The following is a 16,999-nucleotide window of genomic DNA, read 5'->3' on the forward strand; positions in this document are numbered from 1 at the left end:
TCGTCAAGGTGGGCATCCGAATCCGCGAGTCTTCTGGACCGTGGCCGGAGTCTTCTGGGGAGCATCGCTCCCGGACGCCGCAGCTTATGTTAGGGCAGGGGGTAACGCGGAACCCGCCGTGATGCGGGCCGGCCGGACATGCGGCGCGGAGGGTCCTCCGCTGCCCGTGGCCGGGGGGAAGCCGGGGCCCGGTTCTGGGCCGGCCGCGCGGGGGCAGGAGGAGCGGGAGTTGACGAGCATGTCGGTCGGCGCGTCTTTGGATCAGCAATGGGCTCGCATCCGGGGCCGACTCAAGGACGAGGTCGGCGAGATCGCGTACCGCAGTTGGCTGCAGCCGCTGGCCGTCGCCGGCATGAAGGGGGGCGAGGTGCGCATCGTCGTGCCCACCCGATTCATGCGCGACTGGGTTCTCACGCACTACGTCGACCGCATCCGCGCCCTCTGGTCCGGGGAAAACCCGGACGTCCAGTCCATCGACGTCATCGTCGCCTCCTCCTCCGTGCCCCCCGCGCTGACGCCCGACAACGACGAATCGCCGCTGCCCCGCCCGGCGGCTCCCGTCGCCATGGCTTCCCCGCTCGTCGGCACCGCGGCGCCGGCCATCATCCACGCCGCCCCCGCCTCCCCCTGGGGCGCGCCCCCCTACGGCTCCTCGGACGAGTCGCCGATCGCCGCCGGCACCCTGGTGGACGAGCGCGACGACAACATCTCCGCCCCGCTCGACCCCCGCTTCACCTTCGAGAACTTCGTCGTCGGCAAACCGAACGAACTGGCCCACGCCGCCGCCAAGCGCGTGGCCGAGGCCAGCACGGTGACCTTCAACCCGCTGTTCCTCTACGGCGGCGTCGGCCTGGGCAAGACGCACCTGATGCACGCCATTGCCTGGGCGATCCGCCGGAAGGACCCCTCGCGCCGGGTGATCTACCTGTCGGCCGAGAAGTTCATGTACCAGTTCATCCGGGCGTTGCGCTTCAAGGACACCATGGCCTTCAAGCAGCAGTTCCGCTCGGTCGACGTGCTGATGATCGACGACGTGCAGTTCATCAGCGGCAAGGACTCCACGCAGGAGGAGTTCTTCCACACCTTCAACGCGCTGGTGGACCAGAACCGTCAGGTCATCATCTCCGCCGACAAGTCGCCCAGCGACCTGGAGGGCATGGAGGAGCGTCTGCGCTCGCGCCTGGGCTGGGGCTTGGTGGCCGACATCCACCCCACCACCTACGAGCTGCGACTCGGCATCCTCCAGCAGAAGGCCGACAGCCTGGGGGCGGCCATCCCGCACAAGGTGCTGGAGTTCCTGGCGCACAAGATCACCTCCAACGTCCGCGAGCTGGAGGGTGCCCTCAACCGCATCGTCGCGCATTCCGAACTGGTCGGCCGCTCGATCTCGCTCGAATCGACGCAGGAGGTGCTGCACGACCTGCTGCGCGCCAACGACCGCCGCGTGACCATCGACGAGATCCAGAAGCGGGTGGCGGAGCACTTCAACATCCGCGTGGCCGACATGCATTCGGCCCGCCGCGCCCGCGCCGTGGCGCGCCCGCGTCAGGTCGCCATGTACCTGGCCAAGCAGCTGACCGCCCGCTCGCTGCCGGAGATCGGCCGCAAGTTCGGCGGCCGCGACCACACCACGGTCATGCACGCCGTCCGCAAGGTGGAGGAGCTGCGCGCCTCCGACCCGGCCTTCGCCGAGGACGTCGAACTGCTGCGCCGCATGCTGGAGAATTGAAGGGGCCGGGTGTGCGTTGGGTTTTCGCTGGCGCTCAACCCAACCTGCGCGGGATGTTTCTGTAGGTTGGGTTAAGCCGTAGGCGCAAACCCAACATCGGGCCTTCGGCAAGGCCACACGCTCACGCTCCCGCCGCAGGGCGGCGGGTTCTCCCTTCCCCGGCGGGCCGGGGAAGGGATCGCGAAGCCGTTACTCGTCCTCGTTTTCGGCGTCGGCCTCGATCTGCGCGGCGAGGTCGCGCAGCATGTCGACCACGTCCTCGTGGCTGGTCTCGTCGACCGCGGCGTTGACGGCGGCCTCGATCATCGCCACGGCGACGTAGGGGCCGAACGCTCCGCCTTCCTTGACCGCCATCTCCAGGTGCTTCTCGGCGATCTCGAGCGCCTTGTCGAACAGGGCCTCGGCGGTCTGGTTGCTGTCGTTGCTCATCGCTTGGTCCGTTGGGAGTGGTGGACTCCACAGCTATAACATCCGGCAAGGCGGCTTGGCGCGGGAATTCCGTCGGGTGTGACGATTGGCGGTCATGACTAAGCTTGTCGGCGGGGGCCGCACCCGCCACATTCGCCACCGTATTCTTACTTTCAGGAAGCTATGTCCGCCATCGACCTTACCGATCCCGCCGGCTACCGGTTCTGGGTGGAGGAGCGCATCCGCTTCTCCGACCTCGACGTCCTCGGCCACGTGAACAACAACGCCTTCGGCGTGCTTTTCGAGCAGGGCCGCGTCGGGCTGGTGGAGGCGTGCGAGGCGTTCCACCCCGACCTGCCCTGGACGACGGTGCTGGCGCGCAGCGTCGTCGACTACCGGGCGGAGATCCGCTACCCGGCCACCGTGCGCATCGGCGTGCGGCTGCTGCGCCTGGGCAACACCTCCTACACGCTGGGCGCGGCCATCTTCACCGGCGACACCTGCTCGGCCACGCAGGAGGCGGTGTGCGTCATCGTCGACCAGAAGACGCACCGCCCGATGCCGATCCCGGAGCGGCTGCGCGTGTCGCTGGCGGCCTATTAGAAACAAGGGGCTTCGCCCATGACCGCACCCCGCCTCACCCGCCGCACCGTCCTGGCCGGCACCGCCGGCCTCGCCGGCTTTGCCGGCGCAATTGGTGTTTCCGGCGCGCTGATGCTGCCGCGCGGCGCCTTCGCCGCACCGGCGCCCATCGCGCTGTCGGCCGGCCCGGCGCGGGTGCCGCTGGTCGGGGCGCCGCACCCGGACACGGCGGTGTGGGCCTACAACGGCACGGTGCCGGGGCCGGTGCTGCGCTTCCGCCAGGGCGACACGGCCCGGATATCCTTCGCCAACGCCCTGCCGGAACCGACGACCGTGCATTGGCACGGCCTGCGCGTGCCCAACGCCATGGACGGCGTGCCGTCGCTGAGCCAGACCGAGGTGCCGGCCGGCGGCGCCTTCGCCTACGAGTTCGAGCTGAAGGACGCCGGCACCTTCTGGTACCACCCGCACGCCAACAGCGCGCGGCAGGTCGCCCGCGGCCTGTCCGGCGCCTTCATCGTCGAGGAGGCGGAGCCGATCCGCGTCGACCGCGAGCTGCTGTGGGTGCTGGGCGACTGGCGGCTGACCAAGGACGCGGCCATTGCCGACGACTTCGGCCACCCCATGGACGGCAGCCACGCCGGCCGCGTCGGCAACACGGTCACGCTGAACGGCGCCATCGTCGACGAAGTGCCGGTCCGCGCCGGGGAGCGCATCCGCCTGCGCCTCGTCAACACCGCCACCGCCCGCGTCTTCGCGCTGGAGTTCAACGGCCACGCGCCGCAGATCATAGCGCTGGACGGCCAGCCGGTTACCCCGCACGCGCCCGAGGACGGCAAGATCCGCGTGGCGCCGGGCCAGCGCACCGACCTCGTGCTCGACCTCGGCGGCAAGCCCGGCGAACGCTTCGACGTCATCGACAGCTTCTTTCCGCGCCAGGCCTACCGCCTGACCCGCTTCGTCTACGCCGACGGCGCGCCGCTGCGCGATTCGCCGCTCGACGCCCCAATCGCCCTGCCGGCGAACCCGCTGCCCGAACCGGACCTCGCCCAGGCGGTGCGGCAGGACGTGCTGATCGAGGGCGGCGCCATGGGCCGCCTGCCGCACGGCATGCGCATGACGCCGCAGGGGCCGTTCTGGGCGCTGAACGGTGCGGCCGGCACCGGCCACCACCCGGAGCCGCTCATCACCGTCAAACGCGGCCAAACGGTGGTGATGCAGTTCGTCAACGAGACGGCGTGGTGGCACCCCATGCACCTGCACGGCTTTCCCTTCCGGGTGCTGAAGGTGAACGGACAGCCCAATCCGCGCCGCGAATGGCGCGACACCGTCCTCTTCGGGCCCGAGGAGACGACGGAGATCGCCTTCGTCGCCGAGGCGCCCGGCGACTGGATGCTCCACTGCCACATCCTTGAACACCAGGAATCCGGCATGATGGCCGTGTTGAGGGTATCGTGAGACCCCGTCCCACCAAAAACCATACGAAGAAGAAGCCCGCCCCGTCCCCCCGCGTCGTCGAGGCGGTGGTGCAGGAGGTCGGCGCCCGCGGCGACGGCCTCGCCACCGTGGAGGGCGCGCGCGTCTTCGTGCCGCTGACCGTGCCCGGCGACCGCGTCCGCGTCCGCCTGGGCGAGGCGAAGGGCGACGGCGTGCGCGGCGAACTGCTGGAGTTGCTGGAACCCGGCCCCGGCCGGGGCGATCCGGCTTGCGCGCACTTCGGCGCCTGCGGCGGCTGCACGCTCCAGCACATGGCCGACGACGCCTACGCCGCCTGGAAGGTTGGGCTGGTGCGCGGCGCGCTCGGCCGCGTCGGGCTGGCCGAGGTGCCGATGGCGCCGCTGTCGCGCACGCCGCCGGGCGGCCGGCGCCGGGCGCGTTTGGCGGCGTTGCGGCGCGGCAGGCGGGTGTGGCTGGGCTTCAACGAGCGGCTGAGCCACCGCTTGGTCGACCTCGCCGCCTGTCCGGTTCTGGTGCCGCGGCTGGAGGCGGTGCTGCCCCCGCTGCGCGCCGTTCTGGCCGAGGTGCTGCCGGACGGCGCCACCGCCGACGTGGTCGCCACCGACCTGGATGGCGGGGTGGACCTGTTGCTGATCGGCCCGCCGCGCCTGGACCTTGCCGCGCGGGAGCGTTTGGCGGCGTTTGCCGAGGCGGCCGACGTCGCCCGCCTGTCCTGGCAGGCGGACGATCGCACCGGCGCCGAACCGGTCGCCCACCGCCGCCCGGTGGCGGTGCGCTTCGCCGGCGTGCCCGTGGTGCCGGGCCCCGGCGCCTTCCTGCAGGCCAGCGCGGCCGGCGAGGCGGCTCTGGCCACCGCCGTGCTGGAGAACGTCGGGGAAGCGGCGCGCGTCGCCGACCTGTTCGCCGGCCTCGGCACCTTCACCCTGCCGCTGGCGCAGCGCGCCGCCGTGCACGCGGTGGAGGGCGACGCCCCGGCCCTGGCCGCGCTCGCCCGCGCCGCCCGGGGCCTGCGCGTCACCACCGAGCGTCGCGACCTGTTCGGCGAACCGCTGTCGGCCAAGGAGTTGGACCGCTTCGACGCCGTGGTCTTCGACCCGCCACGCGCTGGTGCGGCTGAGCAGGCGAAGACGCTGGCGGCCTCGAAGGTGCCGGTGGTGGTCGCGGTCTCCTGCAACCCCGCCACCTTCGCCCGCGACGCCCGCACCCTGGTCGACGGCGGCTACGCGTTTAACCGCGTTTACCCGGTCGACCAGTTCCTCTGGTCGGCGCACGTCGAAGTCGTCGGGGTGTTTCGGCGGTAAGAAAAATTTTGCCACAGATGGACACAGATAAACACAGATATAAAATATCAGATATTTATTGGATGATTCTGGCGGATAGTATCCATAATCATCTAAATTGATCTGTGTTTATCTGTGTCCATCTGTGGCAAAAAACATCAATCCAACTGAAGCACCTGCGCCTTCAGGTACGCCGATTCCGGCAGGTGCGGGTGCACCGGGTGGTCCGGGCCGGCGCCGGCGCTGCGCAGGATGCGCCCCGTCCGTCCGGCGTCCACAAGGCCGCGGGCGACCTGCTCGGCGAAGGTCGGCGGGTCCACGTTGTGGCTGCACGACGCCGCCAGCAGGTAGCCGCCCGGCGCCGTGATGCGCGCGGCCAGCCGCGTCATCTTGCGGTAGGCCCGGCACCCCACCGCGAGGTCCTTCTTGGACTTCACGAAGGCCGGCGGGTCGACGATCACCACTTCGAACTTCTCACCGGCGGCGGCGAGGCGTTCCAGCTCGTTGAAGGCGTCGGCGCGGCGCGTCTCGAAGATGCCGGCCACACCGTTGGCCTCGGCCGCGCGCGCCGCGTTGTCCAGCGCCGGCTGCGAGCGGTCGACCGCCACCACCGACCTGGCCCCCCGCGTGGCGCAGGTCACCGCGAAGCCGCCGTTGTAGCTGAAGAAGTCGATGACCCGGGCGCCCTCGGCCAGCGAGGCGATGAAGGCGCGGTTGTCGCGCTGGTCGTAGAACCAGCCGGTCTTCTGCCCGCCCAGCGGATCGGCGAAGAAGGCGTTGCCGTTCTCCTCCAGCCGCAGCGCGCCGTCCAGGCTGCCCTTGGCCAGCCGCGTTTCCTCCGGCAGGCCTTCCAGCGCGCGCTGGGTGCTGTCGTTGCGCAGGATGACGGTGGTCGGGTTCAGCACCGCGTCCAGGGCCGCCAGCACCTCGCCGATGCGCTGCTCCATGAAGATGGAGTTGGCCTGCACCGTCACCACGTCGCCGTAGCGGTCGACGATCAGCGCCGGCAGCCCGTCGGCCTCGGCGTGGATCAGGCGGTAGAAGGGGCGGTCGAACAGCGCGTCCCGCAGCTTCAGCGCCCGCTCGATGCGGGTGGCGATGAAGGTGCTGTCGATCACCGCCGCCGGGTCCGGCGTCAGCATCCGCGCGGCGATCAGCGTGTGCGGGTTGAAGGTGGCGACGCCCAGCGGCGTGCCGCCGGCGTCCACCAGCCGCACCGGGCTGCCGGCCGGCACGGCCTTGGCCGGCTGGTCCATCTGGACCTCGTTCGAATAGACCCAGGGATGGCCGTGCTGGACGCGCTTCTGGCGGCCGGGGTGCAGGCGAATCGTCGGATAGCGGGGCGGGGCGGGGGGAGTGGCGATGGTGTCGGTCATGGCGCCGCATCCTAACGGCTCCGCACCGCCATGCAACGGAATCGGCGGCGGTCCCGCGCGGGGCCGGATCGCATTTGTCACAAGGGTGCCGGGGCTGCTCCCGGCGGGTCACTCGGCGTTGCCGGCCACCGTCAAGGGCCGCGACATATTGTCCTTGTCGCCGGCCAGGGCCTTGCACAAACGCACACCGTCCACGTCGTGCCCCTCGTCCCGGAAAAAGCCCAGCATGGGGTGCCCATGCGCGGGCGTCCCTGCATAGCATTCGCGCAGATTCGTGTGAATGGCCGTGCAGTGCAGGGTCCGCCCAAGATCCTCCATGGTCTGAAGAAGCGAAGACGCCGCGTCCGAAACGTTGAACAGGTCCAGAACGACGAAGTTATCGACCGAGAGTATTCGGCCGAACCGCAGGTCTTCCTTTACGGCGTAGCTGAAGAGCCCGTGGATGTACCCGCGGTCGTTTTGCACGGTCATGATGCCCGCGGGCGCACCGGGAGGCGCCGAGGCGCCGGTCAGGGCCGTGGCAAAGCTCCGCCAGCGCTCGACCGGCAGGTCGGGCGCGATGGCGCGCACCAGGGGGTACGCCTGGTCGATCTGGCGCATTCCCAAGGGTTTCGCGGTAAAGCCCCGGTCCATTCCCGTTCCGTCCGACAAGCCCCGCCCGGACGATGGCAGGGGCGGGACGAACCGGTCGTTGATGCAGATCAATGTTGCTAAAAGCCCGCGGGTGCACATAGTGCGCCACCGGTGACAGGCGGGTCCGACGCGACGTGCGACGATCGTTCACGTGACTGCCACCCTCTTAAACGTATAGACCCAGCGGTAGTGCATCCTCAAAGGAGCGGCCTAAGCCGCCCGGGGTAAAGCGGGAGAGATTGTATGACATCAGCGACTCTGACCCCAGGGGCCGCCCTGGGTAGCCAGCGGGGGGCTGATGACGTTCGGTACTACGAGGACGTCATCAAGCTCTTCACCATCGCGGCGGTGTTCTGGGGCGTTGTCGGCTTCCTGGCCGGCACGTTCATCGCGCTGCAGCTCGCCTTCCCGGCCCTGAACCTGGGCCTGGAGTGGACGAGCTTCGGCCGTCTGCGTCCGGTTCACACGTCGGCGGTGATCTTCGCCTTCGGCGGCAACGTCCTGTTCGCCACGTCGCTGTACTCGGTGCAGCGCACCTGCCGCCAGCACCTGTTCGGCGGCGAGGGCCTCGCGAAGTTCGTCTTCTGGGGCTACCAGATCTTCATCGTTCTGGCCGCGCTCTCCTACGTCCTGGGCTTCACCCAGGGCAAGGAATACGCCGAGCCGGAATGGCACCTCGACCTGTTCCTGACGGTCCTGTGGGTGCTGTACGCCATCCAGTTCATCGGCACGGTGATGACGCGGCGCGAGTCGCACATCTACGTGGCGAACTGGTTCTTCATGGCGTTCATCCTGACCGTCGCCATCCTGCACCTGGGCAACAACGTCAACGTCCCGGTGTCGCTGTTCGGCTCGAAGAGCTACCCGTTCGTCTCGGGCGTGCAGAGTGCCATGGTGCAGTGGTGGTACGGCCACAACGCGGTGGGCTTCTTCCTGACCGCCGGCTTCCTCGGCATCATGTACTACTTCGTGCCGAAGCGGGCCGAGCGTCCGGTGTACTCGTACCGCCTGTCGATCGTGCACTTCTGGACCCTGATCTTCCTCTACATCTGGGCCGGCCCGCACCACCTGCACTACACCTCGCTGCCGGACTGGGCGCAGACGCTGGGCATGACCTTCTCGGTCATGCTGTGGATGCCGTCCTGGGGTGGCATGATCAACGGCATCATGACCCTGTCGGGTGCCTGGGATAAGCTGCGCACCGACCCGGTCCTGCGCTTCCTGGTCACCTCGGTCGCCTTCTACGGCATGTCGACCTTCGAAGGTCCGCTGATGTCGGTGAAGCCGGTCAACGCGCTGTCGCACTACACCGACTGGACCGTCGGCCACGTGCACTCCGGCGCTCTGGGCTGGGTGGCCTTCATCAGCTTCGGCGCGATCTACTTCCTGGTCCCCGTCCTGTGGAAGCGCTCGCAGCTCTACAGCCTGCGTCTGGTCAGCTACCACTTCTGGACCGCCACCATCGGCATCGTGCTGTACATCACCGCCATGTGGGTGTCGGGCATCATGCAGGGCCTGATGTGGCGCGCGTACGACAACCTGGGCTTCCTCCAGTACTCGTTCGTGGAAACCGTCGCCGCCATGCACCCCTTCTACGTCATCCGCGCGATGGGTGGTGTGCTGTTCGTCGCCGGTGCGCTGATCATGGTCTACAACCTGTGGCGTACGGCCAAGGGCGACGTCCGCATTGAGAAGCCTTACGTCTCCGCGCCGCACAAAGCGGCCGTGGGCGCGGCCTGAAGCCGAGAAGGACCTGAAGAATGGCTGAGGAAAAAAAGGGCTTTAGCCACGACACGATCGAGCGGAACACACTTCTGCTCATCGTGCTGATCCTGATCACGGTCTCGATCGGCGGCCTCGTGCAGATCGTCCCGCTGTTCACGATCGAGTCGACCATCGAGAAGGTGGATGGGGTCCGTCCCTATTCGCCGCTCGAACTGGCCGGCCAGAACATCTACATCCGCGAAGGCTGCTACAACTGCCACAGCCAGCAGATCCGTCCGTTCCGCGACGAGGTGGAGCGCTACGGTCACTACTCGCTGGCGGCGGAGAGCATGTACGACCACCCCTTCCAGTGGGGCTCCAAGCGCACCGGTCCGGACCTTGCCCGCGTCGGCGGCAAGTACTCCAACGACTGGCACGTGGCGCACCTGGTGAAGCCGCAGGCGGTCGTGCCGGAGTCGATCATGCCGGGCTACGCTTGGATGAAGGACCGGCCGCTGAACTACGGCGACATCGCGGACCACATGAAGACGCTGAAGATCGTCGGTGTCCCGTACACCGCCGACCAGATCGCCAACGCCAAGGCCGACCTGGAAGCGCAGAAGAACCCGGACGCCGATACGGCCGGGCTGACGAAGCGCTACCCGAAGGCCGTGGTGGCCAACTTCACGGGCAACAAGGTCGTCACCGAAATGGACGCCCTCGTCGCCTACCTGCAGGTGCTGGGCACCATGGTGGACTTCACCAAGTACCAGTCGCCCAAGCAGCTGCAGCAGTAAGCGACGGAGGAATCCATGGACTTGGATTCGATCACCGTAGCCCTGCGGTCGTTCTGGACGGTTTGGCTCGCCCTGTTGCTCACCGGAATCATCGTCTACGCGATGTGGCCGGGCAACCGCGGCAAGTTCGACGAAGCCGCCCGGATCCCGCTCAAAGACGAAGGCCAGGAGTTTTAGGCGATGGCTAGGAATGTTGAAAAAGACGCTCTGTCCGGAGTCGAGACGACCGGCCATGAGTGGGACGGCCTGAAGGAGCTCAACAACCCGCTGCCGAAGTGGTGGCTGTGGGTGTTCTACGTCTGCATCGCGTGGTCGCTCGTGTACTACGTGCTGTATCCGTCGTGGCCGCTGGGCACGACCTACACCAAGGGTATCCTTGGCTGGTCGATGCGCCAGGAGATCGCCGACAGCGTCGCGGCGGCCAAGAAGTCGCAGGAGAAGTACCTGACGGCCATCGCCGCCAAGTCGGTGGACGAGGTCCAGAAGGACAAGGACCTGCTGGCCTTCGCGATGGCCGGCGGCCGCTCGGTGTTCAACGAGAACTGCGCGGCCTGCCACGGCGCCGGCGGCCAGGGTGCCAAGGGCTTCCCCAGCCTCGCCGACGACGTGTGGCTGTGGGGCGGCACCACCGCCGACATCTACAAGACCATCAAGAACGGCATCCGCGCCGATGATCCGGACACCCGGGGCACCGTCGGCGTCGGCATGACCGCCTTCGGCAAGGACGGCATCCTGAACCGCGACCAGATCGACCAGGTCGCCGAGTACGTGCTCTCGCTCACCAAGCGCGACACGGACAAGGCCAAGGCCGAGAAGGGCAAGACCGTGTTCGAGGAGAACTGCGTCGCCTGCCACGGCGACCAGGGCCAGGGTTCGGTGGCGGCCGGCATCGACGTCGGCGCCCCGCCGCTCAACACGGCGGCGTGGATGTTCGGCGGCGACAAGGCCACGATCGTCGAGACGGTCACCAACGGCCGCGCCGGCGTGATGCCGACCTGGGCCAAGCGCCTGGACGACACCACGATCAAGCAGCTCGCGGTGTACGTCCACAACCTGGGTGGCGGCAAGTAAGCCTCCTCCGGTTGATTCAGATCAGTGCCGGGGAGCTCGCTCCCCGGCATTTTTCTTGGGCGGAAGGCAACCGGTAAAGCACGACGCAACGCCGCTCAACACGGCGACGCCCGCGCCGGGGTGCGCCGCATCGCCGCACGGCCCGGCAACGGCCACATTGACCGTTCGCAATGCCCCTGCGGCGAACTGCCGCCATGGTCCGCCCCCATCGCCGACCCACTTCGGCGCTGTGGAAAGCCTACGGGAGAGCAAGGCAAAGCCATGAGCACGGTCACGGAAACTGAGCAGAAACCCGCCCCCGCCGCTGCCCCGGCGGCGCCCCAGGGCGCCAAGCGGGAGCCCGTCCGCCGGACGGCGCAGTCGCTCTACGCCAAGCATGCCAAAGTCTACCCGAAGTCGGTCGAGGGCCGTTTCCGCCGCCTGAAGTGGGCGGCGCTGATCGTGCTGCTGGGCATCTATTACATCCTGCCGTGGATCCGCTGGGACCGTGGGCCGCACGCGCCCGACCAGGCGGTGCTGCTCGACCTGCCGGCGCGCCGCTTCTACCTGTTCTTCATCGAGCTGTGGCCGCAGCAGATCTACTACCTGACCGGCGCGCTGATCCTGGCCGCGCTCGGCCTGTTCCTCGCCACCTCGCTGGCAGGCCGCATCTGGTGCGGCTACGCCTGCCCGCAGACGGTGTGGACCGACCTCTTCCTGTGGGTCGAGCGGCTGGTCGAAGGCGACCGCGGCGAGCGCATCCGTCTGGACCAGGGCAAGTGGACCTTCGCCAAGCTGCGCCGGAAGGCGGCCAAGAACGCCATCTGGCTGCTGATCTCGCTGGCCACCGGCGGCGCGTGGATCTTCTACTTCACCGACGCGCCGACGCTGGTGCGCGACATGGTCAATTTCGAGGCCAGCAGCACCGCGCTCGGCTTCATCGGCCTGTTCACCGCCTCCACCTTCCTGCTGGCCGGCTTCGCGCGCGAGCAGGTGTGCTGCTACATGTGCCCGTGGCCGCGCTTCCAGTCGGCGATGATCGACGAGGAGAGCCTCGTCGTCACCTACGAGGAGTGGCGGGGCGAGGGACGCGGCGCGCTGCGCAAGTCGCAGAGCTGGGAGGAGCGGCAGGCCCAGGGCCTGGGCGACTGCATCGACTGCTTCAACTGCGTGCAGGTCTGCCCGGTCGGCATCGACATCCGCGACGGCCTGCAGATGCAGTGCATCGGCTGCGGCCTGTGCGCCGACGCCTGCGACGAGGTGATGGTGAAGATCGGCCGGCCCACCGGGCTGGTGAAGTTCGACACGCACAACAACCAGGTGGCGCTCTCCACCACCGGCAAGCCCGGCCCGTACAAGCTGTTCCGCCCGCGCACGCTGATCTACATGGCGCTGATGTCGGTCATCGGCGGCGCCATCGCGGCCGGTCTGGTCCTCAAGCCGGGCCTCGACATCTCGGTCCTGCGCGACCGCGCGCCGCTGTTCGTGGCGCTGTCCGACGGCTCCATCCGCAACGCCTACACCTTCAAGATCTCCAACATGACCCGCGACCCGCTCGACTACACCCTCACGCTGGACGGCGTGGCTGGGGCGGCGATCGCCGTGGCGGGCGAGCATCAGGAGGTCTCGGCCCCGCAGGCGCGCTTGACGGCGGCCCCGGACGCGGTCACCACCTACAGAATCTTCGTCACAGCGCCCCGCTCCAGTTTGAAAGGGGCGAGCATGCCACTTAACTTTAGGCTGACCTCGGCCAATGGTGAGAGCGCGACGCGCGACACCGTGTTCTTGGCCCCGGGGAGCTAGCCCCACACCAGGGAAACGAACGGACGATGAGCATGTCCACCGACGCCAGGAATCCGACGATGAGCAACGGCCGCCCCCGCGGCTGGTGGTATCCCTGGATCTTCGTGGCCTTCTTCGGGGTGGTGATCGCGGTGAACGGCGTGATGGTCTACGTCGCCACCTCCACCTACACCGGGCTGCAGACCGAGGAGCACTTCATCAAGGGCATCCGCTACAACCAGGACCTGGCGGGTGCGCGTGCGCAGAGCGAGCGCGCGTGGAAGGTCGACTTCGGCTTCGAAGGGACCGATCCGGGTAAGGGCATCGCCGCCATCACCCTGCACGACAAGCACGGCAACCTGCTGAAGGACGCCAAGGTCACGGTGACCTTCATCCGCCCGACCAGCCAGGGCAGCGACCAGACCCTGGTCCTGCCCTACCTGGGCGAGGGCCGCTACGCCCAGCCGGTCGACCTGCCGCTGCCCGGCGTGTGGGACATGCGCGTGGTCGTCGACCACCCGGCGGGCGACTACCAGGATCAGAAGCGCATCTGGGTCAAGTAAATGGCCGTCTGCCTCCACTGCGGGCAGGACCTGCCGGCCGGTGCCGAGCCCGTTCCCGCCTCCGAAAACGCCTCCGAAGCGGGCACGTTCTGCTGCACCGGCTGCGCGGCCGCGTACGACCTCGTCCGCGGCCTGGGGCTGGAGCGCTATTACGACCGGCGCTCGGTCGACCCCTCGGCGCGTCCGCTGCGCCCGGACGGCGAGGACGCGCCGTCCATCGACTACGCCACGCACGCCAAGCGCGACGCCACGGCAGAAGCGGACGGCACCGCCACCCTGCACCTGATGATCGACGGGCTGCAGTGCGCCGCCTGCGTCTGGCTGATCGAGACGGCGCTGGCCCGCCAAGCTGGCGTGGCGCACGCCCGCCTCAACATGACCACCCGCCGCCTGACCGTGACGTGGCGGGAGGCGGAGACCGATGCCAACACGGTGGTCGGCGTGGTCTCGCGCCTGGGCTACCGCGCCGTGCCCTTCGACCCCGACCGGCTGGGCAGCGCGCAGAACAAGGCGGAGAAGGAGCTGCTGCGCTCCATGGCCGTCGCCGGCTTCGCCGCCAGCAACATCATGCTCTTCTCGGTGTCCGTGTGGTCCGGCTACGGCGACATGGGCACGGCGACGCGCGACCTCATGCACTGGCTCTCGGCGCTGATCGGCCTGCCGGCCATCGCGTACGCCGTGCGGCCCTTCGCGCGCTCGGCGCTCCAGGCGCTGCGGCGCGGCGGCACCAACATGGACGTGCCGATCACCATCGGCGTCATCCTCACCGCCGGGATGAGCCTGTTCGAGACGATCAACAGCGGTCTGCACGCCTATTTCGACGGCGCAACGATGCTGCTGTTCTTCCTGCTGATCGGCCGCTACCTCGACCAGCGGGCACGCGGCCGCGCGCGCTCCGCCGCCGAACAGCTCCTCGGCCTCCAGGCCACCAACGTCACCGTGGTGCAGCCCGACGGCCGCACGGTCATTCTGCCCCCGGAACAGGTTTCCCCCGGCGCCACCGTGCTGGTCGCGGTGGGCGAGCGCATTCCCGTCGACGGCCGCGTGGCCGACGGCGTGTCCGACCTCGACACCGGCCTGATCACCGGCGAGAGCGTTCCCGGCACCGTCCGCCCCGGCGACCAGGTGTTCGCCGGCATGCTGAACCTCACCTCGCCGCTGCGCATGACCGTGACGGCGGTGGGCGAGGGCACGCTGCTGGCCGAGATCGTCCGCCTGATGGAGGTGGCCGAACAGGGCCGCGCCAAGTACGTGGCCATCGCCGACCGCGTGTCGAAGCACTACGCCCCGGTCGTGCATCTGGCCGCACTCTTCACCTTCCTCGGCTGGACGTTCCTGATGGGGGCGGACTGGCAGGATTCGCTGATGAACGCCGTGGCGGTGCTGATCATCACCTGCCCGTGCGCGCTGGCGCTGGCCGTGCCGGTGGTGCAGGTGATCGCCAGCGGCCGGCTGATGCGCCAGGGCATCCTGCTGAAGACCGCCACCGCGCTCGAACGCCTCGCCACCATCGACACCGTGGTGTTCGACAAGACCGGTACGCTGACCGAGGGCCGGCCGGAGGCGCAGGTGGCCGGCCTGGACGCCGCCGGCCTGCGGCTCGCCGCCTCGCTGGCCGGCGCCAGCCGGCACCCGCTGGCCCGCGCGCTGGTGCGCGCCGTGCCCGGCGTGCCGGTGGCCACCGGCGTGCGCGAGGTGCCGGGCGCCGGCCTTGCCCTCGACACGCCCGACGGCGAGATCCGCCTGGGCAGCCGCCGCTTCACCGGCGTCGACGCCGCCGAACCGGAGGGCGACGCCCCCGGTCCCGAGCTGTGGCTGGCCCGCCCCGGCGGCGCCCCGTTGCGCATCGGCTTCCTCGACACACCGCGCCGCGACGCGGCCGCCGTGGTCGGCGCGCTGCGCGCGCGCGGGCTGGAGGTCATCCTGCTGTCCGGCGACCGCCGCGCCGCCGTGGCGGTGGTGGCGGAATCGCTGGGCGTGGCCGACTGGCGGGCGGAGCAGACGCCGGCCGACAAGACCGCCGTGCTGCACGGGCTCATCGCCCAGGGCAAGCGCGTGCTGATGGTCGGCGACGGGCTGAACGACGCGCCGGCGCTGGCCGCCGCCACCGTGTCCATGTCGCCCTCCACCGCCGTGGACGTCAGCCAGACCGCCGCCGACGTGGTGTTCCAGGGTCGCAACCTGCTGCCCATCGTCGAGGCGCTGGAGGTGGCGCGCCGCTCCGGCACGCTGGTCCGCCAGAACTTCGCGCTGGCGCTGATCTACAACCTGTTCGCCGTGCCGCTGGCGATGGCCGGCATGCTGACGCCGCTCATCGCCGCCTTGGCGATGTCCTCCTCCTCGATTATCGTCATCGTGAACGCGCTGCGCCTCAGCCGCGGCGCGGTCGTAAAGGATCTGACCCATGACCGAGCTTCTCTACCTGATCGCGGCCGCCGTGAGCCTGGGCCTTCTGGGCCTGGGGGCGTTCCTGTGGGCCCTGAAGTCCGGTCAGTTTGACGACCTGGACGGGGCGGCCCACCGCATCCTGTTCGACGACGATGCGCCCACCGCCCCGGCCCCGTCCGAGCCTCGCCACGTCGCCGAACGGAGCTGAGACCTTCGTAGGCACGCCCGCGCAGCATGGTTGCGATATTTCCAGAATCTGACCATGATGAGGCCCGTGGACGGTTAGGGCCGGGTGCCGTCATGACTCCGTTCGACATGGGCCGCGCCCGCGACAAGGGCGCCACGACCGAGATGAACCCATGCGGGGCCTGCCCCGTGCGGATCCTTACGGTCTGCGCCGCCCTGGAACCGGAGGAACTGCGCCGCCTCGCCGACATCGCCCAGAACGCACGGATCGAGGCCGGCCAGACCCTGTTCGGCGAGGGCGACGCGGCCGACACGCTCTACAACGTCACCTCGGGCACGGTGAAGCTGTTCAAACTGCTGCCCGACGGGCGCCGGCAGATCACCGGCTTCCTGATGCCGGGCGACTTCCTCGGCCTCGCCGTCAACGACCACTACGCCTACACGGCCGAGACGGTGACCACCTGCTCGCTGTGCCGCTTCCCCCGCCGCAAGGTGGAGGCGCTGCTGGACGAGTTCCCGAAGATGCAGCGCCGGCTGTTCTCCATGGCCTCGAACGAGCTGGCGGCGGCGCAGGACCAGATGCTGCTGCTGGGCCGCAAGACGGCGCGGGAGAAGATCTGCTCGTTCCTGCTGATGCTCTCCCAGCGCGCGGCGCGGCGCGGGCACAAGGAGAACCCGGTCTACGTGCCGATGAGCCGGGCGGACATCGCCGACTACCTGGGCTTGACCACCGAAACGGTCAGCCGCACCTTCACCCAGCTGAAGACCGCCGGCGTCATCTCGTTGCAGGAAGGCAACAAGATCCAGATCGCCGACATGGACGGCATGTACGACATGGCCGAGGGCAGCTGAGCGCCAATCGTTGGGTTTTCGGCTGCGGCCTCAACCCAACCTACGCGCGACGTTCCCGTAGGTTGGGTTCAGCCGCAGGCTGTTCAGACCGGACACTTGGTTTACAGGTGTTCGGAGACATGGTTGACAGGTTGGACCGAACCGAGGCGATCGCGCAAGTCGACTTGCGCGATCGCCTCGGCGGCGAAATGGACGGTCCAGAGACCATCGG

16 protein-coding genes are annotated in these 16,999 nt (G+C 68.9%); 13 read left to right on the top strand and 3 right to left on the bottom strand.

All coding sequences use genetic code 11. The annotated features are described in order from the left end of the window. Positions 1 to 238 precede the first annotated feature (238 nt). Positions 239 to 1,729 carry a chromosomal replication initiator protein DnaA gene (gene dnaA, locus VED21_RS18550; protein ID WP_324884745.1) on the top strand — a complete coding sequence of 497 codons (1,491 nt, stop codon included), beginning with the start codon at positions 239 to 241 and terminating at the stop codon, positions 1,727 to 1,729. A 189-nt stretch (positions 1,730 to 1,918) separates the two neighbouring features. Here dnaA and VED21_RS18555 read toward each other — a convergent pair whose 3' ends face one another. Beyond that, entirely contained in the window at positions 1,919 to 2,158 is a 240-nt protein-coding gene (locus VED21_RS18555) for a hypothetical protein (protein WP_324884717.1), read from the bottom strand. Between the two features lie 162 nt (positions 2,159 to 2,320). Between VED21_RS18555 and VED21_RS18560 the strand changes: the two genes are divergently transcribed. The 3 genes from VED21_RS18560 to VED21_RS18570 are packed head-to-tail and all read left to right on the top strand — an operon-like array spanning position 2,321 to position 5,478. Then, a complete protein-coding gene (locus VED21_RS18560) occupies positions 2,321 to 2,740 on the top strand; it encodes a thioesterase family protein (RefSeq protein ID WP_324884719.1) in 420 nt (139 codons plus the stop codon). Positions 2,741 to 2,758: 18 nt separating this feature from the next. Beyond that, positions 2,759 to 4,177: a multicopper oxidase family protein gene (locus tag VED21_RS18565; protein WP_324884721.1), complete on the top strand. Its 1,419-nt coding sequence runs from the start codon at positions 2,759 to 2,761 to the stop codon at positions 4,175 to 4,177. Then, on the top strand, positions 4,174 to 5,478 hold the full coding sequence (locus VED21_RS18570; protein ID WP_324884723.1) for a class I SAM-dependent RNA methyltransferase: 1,305 nt from the start codon (positions 4,174 to 4,176) through the stop codon (positions 5,476 to 5,478). The genes VED21_RS18565 and VED21_RS18570 overlap by 4 nt, the downstream gene beginning before the upstream one ends. A 137-nt stretch (positions 5,479 to 5,615) precedes the next feature. Here the strand turns inward: VED21_RS18570 and VED21_RS18575 are convergent, their stop codons facing one another. Both VED21_RS18575 and VED21_RS18580 read right to left on the bottom strand, forming a co-directional pair. Next, positions 5,616 to 6,833, bottom strand: coding sequence for a class I SAM-dependent rRNA methyltransferase (locus VED21_RS18575; RefSeq protein ID WP_324884725.1), 1,218 nt, complete (start codon positions 6,831 to 6,833; stop codon positions 5,616 to 5,618). A 108-nt stretch (positions 6,834 to 6,941) separates the two neighbouring features. Continuing rightward, a complete protein-coding gene (locus VED21_RS18580; protein ID WP_324884727.1) occupies positions 6,942 to 7,433 on the bottom strand; it encodes a hypothetical protein in 492 nt (163 codons plus the stop codon). 276 nt (positions 7,434 to 7,709) lie between these two features. On the opposite strand from VED21_RS18580, the gene ccoN reads away from it, so the two are divergent. The 9 genes from ccoN (at position 7,710) to VED21_RS18625 (ending at position 16,788) form a co-directional block, all read left to right on the top strand. Beyond that, positions 7,710 to 9,206 (top strand): cytochrome-c oxidase, cbb3-type subunit I, encoded by a 1,497-nt coding sequence (ccoN, locus tag VED21_RS18585; RefSeq protein ID WP_324884729.1) that lies wholly within the window; start codon positions 7,710 to 7,712, stop codon positions 9,204 to 9,206. A gap of 20 nt (positions 9,207 to 9,226) precedes the next feature. Continuing rightward, on the top strand, positions 9,227 to 9,967 hold the full coding sequence (ccoO, locus tag VED21_RS18590; RefSeq protein WP_324884731.1) for a cytochrome-c oxidase, cbb3-type subunit II: 741 nt from the start codon (positions 9,227 to 9,229) through the stop codon (positions 9,965 to 9,967). A 15-nt stretch (positions 9,968 to 9,982) separates the two neighbouring features. Beyond that, on the top strand, positions 9,983 to 10,144 hold the full coding sequence (locus tag VED21_RS18595) for a cbb3-type cytochrome c oxidase subunit 3 (protein WP_324884733.1): 162 nt from the start codon (positions 9,983 to 9,985) through the stop codon (positions 10,142 to 10,144). 3 nt (positions 10,145 to 10,147) lie between these two features. After that, entirely contained in the window at positions 10,148 to 11,038 is an 891-nt protein-coding gene (gene ccoP, locus VED21_RS18600) for a cytochrome-c oxidase, cbb3-type subunit III (RefSeq protein ID WP_324884735.1), read from the top strand. A gap of 261 nt (positions 11,039 to 11,299) precedes the next feature. After that, positions 11,300 to 12,820: a cytochrome c oxidase accessory protein CcoG gene (ccoG, locus tag VED21_RS18605; RefSeq protein WP_324884737.1), complete on the top strand. Its 1,521-nt coding sequence runs from the start codon at positions 11,300 to 11,302 to the stop codon at positions 12,818 to 12,820. 26 nt (positions 12,821 to 12,846) lie between these two features. After that, the gene (locus VED21_RS18610) at positions 12,847 to 13,362 is read left to right on the top strand and encodes a FixH family protein (protein ID WP_324884739.1); all 516 of its coding nucleotides are present in this window, start codon (positions 12,847 to 12,849) and stop codon (positions 13,360 to 13,362) included. Next, positions 13,363 to 15,861, top strand: a complete 2,499-nt coding sequence (locus VED21_RS18615; protein WP_324884741.1) for a heavy metal translocating P-type ATPase — start codon at positions 13,363 to 13,365, stop codon at positions 15,859 to 15,861. Continuing rightward, positions 15,800 to 15,958 (top strand): cbb3-type cytochrome oxidase assembly protein CcoS, encoded by a 159-nt coding sequence (gene ccoS / locus VED21_RS18620; RefSeq protein ID WP_324884747.1) that lies wholly within the window; start codon positions 15,800 to 15,802, stop codon positions 15,956 to 15,958. The genes VED21_RS18615 and ccoS overlap by 62 nt, the downstream gene beginning before the upstream one ends. 92 nt (positions 15,959 to 16,050) lie before the next feature. Beyond that, the gene (locus VED21_RS18625) at positions 16,051 to 16,788 is read left to right on the top strand and encodes a Crp/Fnr family transcriptional regulator (protein WP_324884743.1); all 738 of its coding nucleotides are present in this window, start codon (positions 16,051 to 16,053) and stop codon (positions 16,786 to 16,788) included. Positions 16,789 to 16,999: the final 211 nt, after the last annotated feature.

The organism is Azospirillum sp. (genome assembly GCF_035627195.1).
Lineage (GTDB): Bacteria > Pseudomonadota > Alphaproteobacteria > Azospirillales > Azospirillaceae > Azospirillum.

What these genes read in the sequence shown, in the direction of transcription:
- ccoP (WP_324884735.1), top strand. Translation starts at nt 10,148, where the DNA reads ATGGCTAGGAATGTTGAAAAAGACGCTCTGTCCGGAGTCGAGACGACC.
- VED21_RS18615 (WP_324884741.1), top strand. Translation starts at nt 13,363, where the DNA reads ATGGCCGTCTGCCTCCACTGCGGGCAGGACCTGCCGGCCGGTGCCGAG.
- ccoO (WP_324884731.1), top strand. Translation starts at nt 9,227, where the DNA reads ATGGCTGAGGAAAAAAAGGGCTTTAGCCACGACACGATCGAGCGGAAC.
- VED21_RS18580 (WP_324884727.1), bottom strand. Translation starts at nt 7,433, where the DNA reads ATGCGCCAGATCGACCAGGCGTACCCCCTGGTGCGCGCCATCGCGCCC.
- ccoG (WP_324884737.1), top strand. Translation starts at nt 11,300, where the DNA reads ATGAGCACGGTCACGGAAACTGAGCAGAAACCCGCCCCCGCCGCTGCC.
- VED21_RS18610 (WP_324884739.1), top strand. Translation starts at nt 12,847, where the DNA reads ATGAGCATGTCCACCGACGCCAGGAATCCGACGATGAGCAACGGCCGC.
- VED21_RS18555 (WP_324884717.1), bottom strand. Translation starts at nt 2,158, where the DNA reads ATGAGCAACGACAGCAACCAGACCGCCGAGGCCCTGTTCGACAAGGCG.
- dnaA (WP_324884745.1), top strand. Translation starts at nt 239, where the DNA reads ATGTCGGTCGGCGCGTCTTTGGATCAGCAATGGGCTCGCATCCGGGGC.
- VED21_RS18560 (WP_324884719.1), top strand. Translation starts at nt 2,321, where the DNA reads ATGTCCGCCATCGACCTTACCGATCCCGCCGGCTACCGGTTCTGGGTG.
- VED21_RS18625 (WP_324884743.1), top strand. Translation starts at nt 16,051, where the DNA reads ATGACTCCGTTCGACATGGGCCGCGCCCGCGACAAGGGCGCCACGACC.
- VED21_RS18595 (WP_324884733.1), top strand. Translation starts at nt 9,983, where the DNA reads ATGGACTTGGATTCGATCACCGTAGCCCTGCGGTCGTTCTGGACGGTT.
- VED21_RS18565 (WP_324884721.1), top strand. Translation starts at nt 2,759, where the DNA reads ATGACCGCACCCCGCCTCACCCGCCGCACCGTCCTGGCCGGCACCGCC.
- ccoN (WP_324884729.1), top strand. Translation starts at nt 7,710, where the DNA reads ATGACATCAGCGACTCTGACCCCAGGGGCCGCCCTGGGTAGCCAGCGG.
- VED21_RS18575 (WP_324884725.1), bottom strand. Translation starts at nt 6,833, where the DNA reads ATGACCGACACCATCGCCACTCCCCCCGCCCCGCCCCGCTATCCGACG.